The 8,819-nt window shown below is 71.5% G+C and carries 7 protein-coding genes and 1 pseudogene; 4 read left to right on the top strand and 4 right to left on the bottom strand.

The features are described from left to right. Together DKL51_RS06485 and DKL51_RS06480 are read right to left on the bottom strand one after the other, a co-directional pair. A pseudogene (locus tag DKL51_RS06485) lies at positions 1–222 on the bottom strand (hypothetical protein); the annotation flags it as partial. Positions 223–351: 129 nt separating this feature from the next. Further along, positions 352–2,670: a DUF8508 domain-containing protein gene (locus DKL51_RS06480; protein ID WP_124811840.1), complete on the bottom strand. Its 2,319-nt coding sequence runs from the start codon at positions 2,668–2,670 to the stop codon at positions 352–354. A 246-nt stretch (positions 2,671–2,916) separates the two neighbouring features. Between DKL51_RS06480 and DKL51_RS06475 the strand changes: the two genes are divergently transcribed. After that, on the top strand, positions 2,917–3,453 hold the full coding sequence (locus DKL51_RS06475; protein WP_123809726.1) for a hypothetical protein: 537 nt from the start codon (positions 2,917–2,919) through the stop codon (positions 3,451–3,453). 231 nt (positions 3,454–3,684) lie between these two features. Next, complete coding sequence (locus tag DKL51_RS06470; RefSeq protein ID WP_109965736.1) at positions 3,685–4,356, top strand: esterase/lipase family protein; 672 nt, start codon at positions 3,685–3,687, stop codon at positions 4,354–4,356. 148 nt (positions 4,357–4,504) lie between these two features. On the opposite strand, the gene DKL51_RS06465 is transcribed toward DKL51_RS06470, so the two are convergent. Both DKL51_RS06465 and DKL51_RS06460 read right to left on the bottom strand, forming a co-directional pair. Beyond that, positions 4,505–5,644, bottom strand: coding sequence for a fatty acid desaturase family protein (locus DKL51_RS06465; RefSeq protein ID WP_109946581.1), 1,140 nt, complete (start codon positions 5,642–5,644; stop codon positions 4,505–4,507). Positions 5,645–5,656: 12 nt separating this feature from the next. Continuing rightward, positions 5,657–6,745, bottom strand: a complete 1,089-nt coding sequence (locus DKL51_RS06460) for a ferredoxin reductase (RefSeq protein WP_124811839.1) — start codon at positions 6,743–6,745, stop codon at positions 5,657–5,659. Positions 6,746–6,828: 83 nt separating this feature from the next. On the opposite strand from DKL51_RS06460, the gene DKL51_RS06455 reads away from it, so the two are divergent. Together DKL51_RS06455 and DKL51_RS06450 are read left to right on the top strand one after the other, a co-directional pair. Beyond that, positions 6,829–8,058 carry a PucR family transcriptional regulator gene (locus DKL51_RS06455; protein ID WP_109946583.1) on the top strand — a complete coding sequence of 410 codons (1,230 nt, stop codon included), beginning with the start codon at positions 6,829–6,831 and terminating at the stop codon, positions 8,056–8,058. A gap of 96 nt (positions 8,059–8,154) precedes the next feature. After that, positions 8,155–8,819, top strand: a 665-nt coding sequence (locus DKL51_RS06450) for an Acg family FMN-binding oxidoreductase (protein ID WP_124811838.1), incomplete at its 3' end; no start/stop codon positions are given.

Below are 8,819 nucleotides of genomic sequence, written 5' to 3'. Positions count from 1 at the left end.
ACCGGAGGCCGTCCGGATCTCCGCCTCGAACCGGTGCGTCCCGTCCTCGGCGCGCACGGTCAGCCGTGCCGCGCGCACCGGCGCCGGGAAGGCGGCGTCGGTGAGCAGTTCGACCGGTCCGACGGTGCCGGCGGCGAGCAGCCCGGCGGCGTCCACGAGCGTGACCCGGGCGCCGAAGAGCTCGAAGCTGTCGGCACCCGGCCGGAGGTCGTACCCCGTCATGTGACCACGTCCCTCGGTAGGGCGGCTGACCTCCCCGAAGTCTGCCAGCCACCCCCGACACCTGCCACCGCGCGACGCCCTGGGCCCGGGTCCCGCCCCGTGGCGGACGGGACCCGGGTGCCGTCGGGATCAGAAGGTCAGCCGGACCACCTGGGGCTCGTGGTCGGAGACCTGGGTCGGGAACTCGCTGTTGACGTGCACGACGTCGTAGACGTACGGCTGGGCGGCCAGCCACGACGACAGCAGGATGTGGTCGAGGACCTGGGAGTTGCCCTCGTACACGTAGGTGTAGCGCTCGGCCACCGGCAGCGTCCGCGGCAGGTCGACCAGCTCACCGGAGCCGACCAGCAGGTCGGCGGTCCGGCTGAAGTCGTAGTCGTTGATGTCGCCGAGGACGACGATCGCCGCGTTCGGGTCGACGGCCCGGATCGAGTCGACGAACGAGTTGACGATGGTGGCCTGCTGGTGGCGCTGGGTCTCCGACGGCGCCGACGGCGGCTGGTAGCGGCCCATCAGCGGGTCGTCGCCGCCCTTGGAGTTGAAGTGGTTGGCGATGACGAAGAGCGGCCGGTTGTTCCAGCGGAACTCGCCCGCCAGGGGCTTGCGGCTGGTGTTGAACGCGGAGTCGGCCGGCTGCACCCGCCCTGGCGAGTACGACAGCTGCGGCACCCCGCCGGCGTTGGTCACCGTGGTCGCGGCGGTCGCGGTGCCACCCGGCCGGTCGGTGAAGGAGAGCCCGCGGTCGGTGCGGAACAGGAAGACCTGCCGGATGTTCCCGCCCGGCTCACCGCCGTCGGCGTCGTTGGTCGGGTTGATCTGCCGGTAGGCGTAGGACGGCCCGCCCTTGGCGCTGATCGCCGAGATCAGCTTGCTCATCGTCTGGTCGCAGGCGACCACGCCGTTGTCGGTGGCCCCGTTGTTGTCCTGGACCTCCTCCAGCGCCACCAGGTCGGGCGAGCGGAGGTTGGTGACGATCTGGCCGGCGAGGGCGTCGAACTTGCTCTGTGGGTCGGTCGGGTCGAGGTTCTGCACGTTGAACGTCGCCACGGCGAGCTGGCCGCTGCCGGCCGCCGTGGTGGTCTCGGCGGTCAGCCCACCGGAGACGCGGGACGGGAACGACGAGGGCAGCAGGAAGTAGTCGCCGAAGTCGTAGCTGAGCACGCCGGTCAGCGCCGCGCCGAAGGTGTCGCCGACGGTCACGGTCGGGGCGGTGGCGAGGGTGTCGCCGACCATCACCCGCTCCGGGTTGAAGTCGCCGGACTGGGTGACGATGCCGCCGCGGGTGCTGCGCACGCCGGAGCCGCCCGGCACGACGGGGAACTCGCCGTAGGAGTTGGTCGGGCCGACGACGGCCGCCGAGGCGATCTGCACCCGCATGCCCTCCAGCGACTCCCAGAAGTCCAGGCCGTCGCTGGCCGGGTCGAAGGTGCCGGAGGTCTCCACGTTGCCGGTGGCGTCGTCCTCGATCACGGCGCCCGGCGGGACCCGGCCGCCGCTGCCGACCACGGTCGCCGCGGGCAGCGGCTTGCCGGTGCCCAGGGTGCTCTTGCTGGAGTACGCCATGGTGGTCACGGTCAGGTTGGTCGCCGCGCCGCCGGGCCGGACCTCGCTGACGCTGCCGGTCACCGACACGTCGTCGCCGACGCTGACGGTGGGCGAGCCGGAGGTGGAGACGTAGAGCCCCTCGGAGGTGGCGTCGGAGCCGTCCGGGCAGGGGTCCTGCAGCCAGAAGCCGGCGGTGGACTTCGCGGTGACGATGCCGCGGGTGGTGCGGGTGCCGGTCAGCGCCGCCAGGTGGCCGGCGCCCTGGATGTCGCGGATCCGGGTGCCGGTCGGGCAGGAGCCGGTGCCGGAGGTGTTCGACGGGGTGGGCGAGCCGGCGGCGAAGTCGGCAGCGTTGTTGTCGCTGTCGACGGCCGGGTTGGTCCGGGCCACCGAGGCGGTGTTGGAGCCGCCCGGAGCGCGGGTGCCCTCGGCGTCGTTGGCCGAGCCGTAGCCGACGAAGTCCCGGTTGCCGGAGACGAACGCGCAGCTCGTGGAGCAGGTCAGCGCGGTGGTGGTGGTCCGCAGCGCGACCTTGCCGGAGGTGGCCGACATGTTGGTGGTGCCGGTCGCGTCCGCGGTCGGCAGCGCCGCGCCGGTGCTGCCGCCGGAGGCGAGCTTGACCAGGTACGAGCCGCCCGGAGCGATGGAGCCGGAGAGGCTGGTCACCGACCAGGTGCTGCCGGAGGCGGAGGCGTACTGGACGCTCCAGCCGGTGAGGCTGATGCTGGCCGACGAGCGGTTGTAGAGCTCGACGAAGTCGTTCCGGTACGTGGCACCGGCGTTGCCGCCACCACCGTAGATCTCGCTGATGACGACGTCGGGGGACGCCGCCGCGGCGGGCGCGGCGCACAGTGTCGCCGCGAGGACGCCGACCGCGAGACCGGCCAGCACATTTCGACGCATGGTGCCTCCAGGCAGGACGCTCGGGCGCGGGGGTGTACGCCCGAACGAGGCGGGTCGATCCGGGAGATCCGGACCGCATAGGGATGCGTCTATCATTGCCGATTTGGTCGATCTTGCAAAAGCCTCACCTGGGCAACGCGACGTGAACAGTCCGTGGCCGTGACCGACCGGTGGCGGGCACCCGGGGACGGGGCATCCCTGCGATGATCGATCCACTCCCGACCCCGACCGCGAGCGAGGGTGCCGATGCGACGCTTGATCGCGCTGCTGGTGGCCGCGGTCGTGACCGCGGGGTGCTCCCTCGGCGAGGTGCTGGCCGACTACGGCGACCCGGTGGACATGCGATCGGCGGACCTGGTCGGCACCTGGCGCAACGGCCCGCACCGGGTCATCGCCTTCGCCGAGAACGGCGGGTTCACGGCGGAGTGGCTACCCTACGACGAGTTCGACGACTTCCTGCCCGTCGACTTCGACCCGGCCGCGAACGTCACCGGCTCCGGCACCTGGGCGCTGACCCCACCCTTCGATGATCCGGACGGCCCCGCATCCAGGGTGGCGTTGTCCTTCCGCGAGCTGGCTGGCACGAGGAACGGCCGCGGAGCCTTCGAGCTCTCCGCCCTGCGCCAGGGCGGACGGGTCCACCTGGTCTTCTTCTACGTCGGACCGGGCGGCAACAGCTGGACCGCGTACGAAAAGTGCGAAGAGTGCCCGGCCGGTCCCGGACCGGTGCTCTCCCCGTCGACCCCGGCGAGCCGACAGGCCGTGCCCCGCCACACCCGCTGAGCCCGGCCGCACCGCGCAGGCCCTCGACCTGGCCATTCCGTGCCGCAATCGATGTATTGACATGTGAAGGCAACCGGTCGGTAACATTCCCGCCACCTCAGACGGCGCGGGTTTACCCCCGAATCCGCGTCGCGCACCACCGTGGCGCCGATCAGGCACGTCGACAGCCAGTGCATCGGCGCGCCGCACCAGTCTGCCCCCGAAAGGACCACCACCCCCGTGAAAACGATCATGACGAGATGGCTGCTCGCCCTCACCGTCGCCGCGGCGACCCTGATCGGCCTGCCCTCCCCCGCCCACGCCGCCACATACACGCCGTCGAGCAACCCGATCCTCTTCGTGCACGGCTGGAACAGCAGCGCCTCCACCTGGAACACGATGATCAGCCGCTTCCAGGCCGACGGCTGGCCGTCGACGCACCTGCGGGCGTTCTCCTACAACACCAGCCAGTCCAACGCCACCACCGCGCAGACGGTCAGCCAGGAGGTCGACAAGCTGCTCGCCGCCACCGGTGCGACCAAGGTGGACATCGTCACCCACTCGATGGGCGGGCTCTCCTCCCGCTACTACCTGAAGAACCTGGCCAGCAGCGGCAAGGTCGACCGCTGGGTCTCCCTGGGCGGCCCGAACCACGGCACCAGCTCGGCGAACACCTGCTTCAGCACCGCCTGCATCGAGATGCGGGTCGGCTCGACCTTCCTCGCCAACCTCAACTCCGGCGACGAGACCCCCGGCTCCTTCACGTACGGCACCTGGTGGTCGTCCTGCGACGGGGTCATCAACCCGGCGGACAGCACCGTGCTGAGCGGCGCCAACAACACCAAGACCGCCTGCATCAGCCACCTGGCCCTGACGACGGACGCCACCGTCTACGGGCAGGTGCGGGACTACATCAACCCCTGACCTACCCCGCCGCCCGGCGGTAACGGTCCGCGAGGGCGCGCAGGTGGGACACCAGTGCGGCAGGCTCGGCGACGACCTTGAGGTCGTCGCCGAGCCTGCCGCACTGTGCCATCACCAGGTGTCGGCGCCGGTCGCCGCCGAAGGCGGCTCAGGCCGGGCTGGAGGAAACCAGCGCCGGCGCGGCCGGCCCAGGCTGGGCGGTCCGGCGGTTGGGCAAGGAAAGGCGAATGATTTTCCACCAGGCGGAGGCGACCTGCTTGGGCAGCGGGCCGGTGGTGTACTTCAGCCCGTACCGGTCGAAGAGCGCCCGGACCTGCGGGGCGATCTCCTGGTAGCGGTTGCTCGGCAGGTCGGGGAAGAGGTGGTGCTCGATCTGGTACGACAGGTTGCCGGTCATGATGTGCATCAGCTTGCTGCCGCTGATGTTGGCCGAGCCGAGCATCTGCCGCAGGTACCACTCACCCTTGGTCTCGCCCTCGATGGACTGCTTCTCGAAGGTCTCCACGCCGTTCGGGAAGTGCCCGCACATGATCACGGAGTGGCTCCACACGTTCCGGATCAGGTTCGCGGTGAAGGTGGCCGCCATGGTGCTGAGGAACGACGGGCCGGACAGCAGGGGGTGAACGATGTAGTCCTTGAGCACCTGGCGGCGGATCTTACGACCGACCGCACGGGCCCGGGCCCGGAACTCGGGAGTCTTGTGCCCGCCGTCGCTGAGGTTCTTCCCCAGCTCCAGGTCGTACGCGGCGATGCCGTACTGGAAGAAGCAGGCGTTGATGAAGTTCCACAGCGGCTGGCCGAGGTAGGCCGGCTTCCAGGGCTGGTCCTCGTCGACCCGCATGATGCCGTACCCGAGGTCGTTGTCCTTGCCAAGCACGTTGGTGTACGTGTGGTGCAGCTGGTTGTGCGAGTGCTTCCACTGGTCCGACGGGGAGGCGTGGTCCCACTCCCAGGTGGTGGAGTGGATCTTCGGGTCGCGCATCCAGTCCCACTGCCCGTGCAGGACGTTGTGACCGATCTCCATGTTGTCCAGGATCTTCGCCACCGCGAGGCCGGCGGTGCCCACGATCCAGGCCGGCGGGAAGAGCGAGAAGAGCAGCACGGCGCGGCTGCTGATCTCCAGCGTCCGCTGGGTCTTGATCACCTTGCGGATGTACTTCGCGTCCCGCTCGCCCCGGTCGGCGATCACCCGGTCCCGGATGGCGTCCAGTTCCTTGCCGATGATCTCGATGTCCTCGGCGCTCAGGTGGGCGATCGGGTTGACGGCCTTCTTCTGGATCACGGTCACGTCGGCCTCCTGTCAGAGTTCGATGTCGCAGGTACCGGCCGCCGCCGACACGCAGGTCTGGATGAGTACGCCGTCGCCGGGGACGGCCGTGGTGATGTCGCCGTTGCGCAGGTCGCGCACCGCGCCCTGGCGGAGCGGGAGGACGCAGCCGAAGCAGATCCCCATCCGGCAGCCGGACGGCATCAGCACGCCGGCGTTCTCGCCGGCGTCGAGAATCGGGGTGGCGCCGTCGGCCTCGACGGTCGTACCGGATCTGGTGAAGGTGACCGTGCCGCCCTCCCCCGGTGAGATCACGGTGGGCCGGAACCGCTCGGTGTGCAGCCGGTCGACGAGCCCGTTGGACTCCCAGTGCCCCTCGACCGCGTCGAGCATGCCGATCGGGCCGCAGGCCCACGCCTCCCGGTCCAGGTGGTCGGGGACCAGCCCGTCGAGTTCATCGACACCGAGCAGCCCGTCGCTGTCGGTGTGCCGCTCGATCAGCCGCAGCGATCCCTCCGCGGCCAGTGCCCGCAGTTCCTCGCCGAAGATGACGTCGCCCCGGGTGGGCGCGGAGTGCACCAGCACCACGTCGGCCCGGGCGTGCAGGCCGGAGCGCAGCATCGCCATGACCGGGGTGATGCCGCTGCCCGCGGTGAGGAAGAGGACCCGCTCGGGGGTGGCGTCGGGCAGGACGAAGTCGCCCTGAGCCTGGTCGAGCTGGACGATGGTGCCCGGCCGGGCGTGGCGAACGAGATGGTTGCTGACCGTGCCGTCCGGGATCGCCTTGACCGTGATGGTGATCCGGCCGTCCGGGCTGCCGGGAACTGAGGTGACCGAGTACGCCCGCCACTGGCGGACGCCGTCGACGTCGATGCCGAGCCGCACGTACTGTCCGGGGGTGTGCCCGCGCCAGGCGCGCCCGGGCTGGATGACCACCGTGGCGGCGTCCCGGGTCTCGGGGCGTACGGCGACGATCCGGCCGCGCAGCGCGGCGCTGGCGCGTAGCGGCGCGACGAGGTCGAGGTAGTCCTCCGGCAGCAGTGGTGTGGTGACCGTCTCAGCCAGCCGCAGGAGCCTGTCCACGAAGGTGGCCCTCGGGGAACGCGGGACAGTTGTGGTCATATAGCCAGGGTGCTCGCCCCATCGCATAACATCTTGACCGGCAAAGGTGAATCGACTGTAGGTTTTTGTTCGGGGAGAACAACATGTCGGACCAGTCCGGGACGACCCGCCGCGCTGCCCGCCTCGAACTGGACGAGCGGGTCGCCACCCGACTTCGCGACCGCCTTCCGGTCGTCGCTGAGCGTACGGTCAGCGCGATCACCGCCGAGGTGCCCGCCTACTCCGGCACCCTCACCGGCACGATGCGGGACAAGATCGAGAACGCGGTCCGCCTCGCGCTCGGCACGTTCCTCCAGCTGCTCGAGAAGGCGCAGTCCGCCGATCCGAGCACCCCGCTCACCCCGGCGCTGGAGGCCGCGTACGCCCTCGGCAGCGGCGAGGCGCGCTCGGGTCGCAGCATGGACGCGCTGCTGGCGGCGTACCGGGTGGGGGCCCGGGTGGCCTGGCGGGAGGTCTCCACCACCACCGTCCGCAGCGGGCTGGCCGCCGAGACGGTGGCCGAGTTCGCCGAGCTGATGTTCGCGTACATCGACGAGCTCTCGGCCGCCAGCGTGGCCGGGCACGCCGACGAGCTGGCCAGCGCCGGCCGGGTCCGCCGCCGCTACCTGGAACGGCTCATCCAGCAGCTGCTCGCCGGCGAACCGGAGGAGATCCTGCGGCGCAGCGCGGAGCGGGCCGACTGGCCACCGCCGAAGACCCTCACCGTGGTGCTGCTGCCGCGCAGCAACGTGCGGGCGGTGCTGGCGCCGCTCAGCCCGCACACCCTGGAGAGCGGGGAGGACCTGCCCGGGGTGGAGCTGGCCGAGGAGATGGCGGTGCTGCTGGTGCCGGACATGCACGGTCGATGCCGCACGCAACTCATCCGGATTCTGCACGGGCACCGGGCGGTCCTCGGGCCGGCCCGGCCGTGGAGCCGGGTGGGCGCGTCGTACGAGCGGGCCACCCGCGCATTGGGGCTCGGCCTCGGCCAGCCGCAGGCCGAGGCGCCGATCGACACCGAGCAGCACCTGGCCGAGCTGGTGCTCAGCATGGACCCGGAGGGGCTGGCGGACCTGCGCGCCCAGGCGCTGCAACCGCTGGCCACGCTGCCGCCGGCCACCGCCCACCGGCTCGTCGAGACGCTGCGCTCCTGGCTGCTGCACCAGGGCCGGCGCGACGACGTGGCGGCCGACCTCTTCGTGCACCCGCAGACCGTCCGCTACCGGATGGGCAAGCTGCGCGAGCTGTACGGCGACCGGCTCCACGACCCGGCCACCGTCCTCGCCCTGACCCTCGCCCTGGCGATGCCCCCGGCCGCCCCCGAGCCGGACTGAGGCAGCAGGTCCCGGTGCGCCCGGGCCCTCCGGCCCTGTCCGGTGCCGGTCGCCTGCCGCAGGCTCGATGGGGACGAGCAGCGAGGAGGCCCGACCATGACCCGGCCATCGACCTGGACGGAACAGACCCCCACCGTACGGGTGCTGGAGGCGGCGGCCCGCCAGTCCCTGTACGCCCCGTCGGTGTTCAACACCCAGCCGTGGCGCTGGCGGGTCACCGGGAACGCCCTCGAACTGCGGTCCGACCCCACCCGTCAGCTCGACACCACCGACCCGGATGCCCGGCTGCTCACGCTGAGCTGCGGCGCCGTGCTGCACCACGCCCGGGTGTCCCTGGCCGCCGTCGGCTGGGCCGTCGACGTCGACCGCTTCCCCGTCCTCGAGGACCCGCAGCTGCTGGCCCGGCTGGTCACCACCGGCCCCGCGGACATCGACGTGACGGCCGGTCGACTGGTGGACGCCATCCCCCGCCGGCGCACCGACCGGCGCGCGTACGGCGATCGGCCGGTCCCCGAGGCCGTGCTGTCCCGGCTGCGCGACGCGGTCGAGGCGGAGGGCGCCCACCTGCACGTGGTGCGACCCGATCAGATGCCGATGCTGGCCGTCTCCACCGCCCGCGCGGCCGACGCCGAACTCGCCGACCCCGCGTACCGGGAGGAGCTGCGCCGGTGGACCCACCGCCCGGCGGGCAGCGGGGACGGCGTGCCCACCGCCACCGCGGTCCGCCCGGCCCCCCGTCGCGTCCCGGTACGCGACCACGC

It is taken from the genome of Micromonospora globispora (assembly GCF_003857015.1).
Lineage (GTDB): Bacteria > Actinomycetota > Actinomycetes > Mycobacteriales > Micromonosporaceae > Micromonospora > Micromonospora globispora.
The sequence above is the reverse complement of the archived record's forward strand: the minus strand, read 5'-3'. Positions and strand labels throughout refer to the sequence as shown.

What these genes read in the sequence shown, in the direction of transcription:
- DKL51_RS06480 (WP_124811840.1), bottom strand. Translation starts at nt 2,670, where the DNA reads ATGCGTCGAAATGTGCTGGCCGGTCTCGCGGTCGGCGTCCTCGCGGCG.
- DKL51_RS06475 (WP_123809726.1), top strand. Translation starts at nt 2,917, where the DNA reads ATGCGACGCTTGATCGCGCTGCTGGTGGCCGCGGTCGTGACCGCGGGG.
- DKL51_RS06470 (WP_109965736.1), top strand. Translation starts at nt 3,685, where the DNA reads ATGACGAGATGGCTGCTCGCCCTCACCGTCGCCGCGGCGACCCTGATC.
- DKL51_RS06460 (WP_124811839.1), bottom strand. Translation starts at nt 6,745, where the DNA reads ATGACCACAACTGTCCCGCGTTCCCCGAGGGCCACCTTCGTGGACAGG.
- DKL51_RS06455 (WP_109946583.1), top strand. Translation starts at nt 6,829, where the DNA reads ATGTCGGACCAGTCCGGGACGACCCGCCGCGCTGCCCGCCTCGAACTG.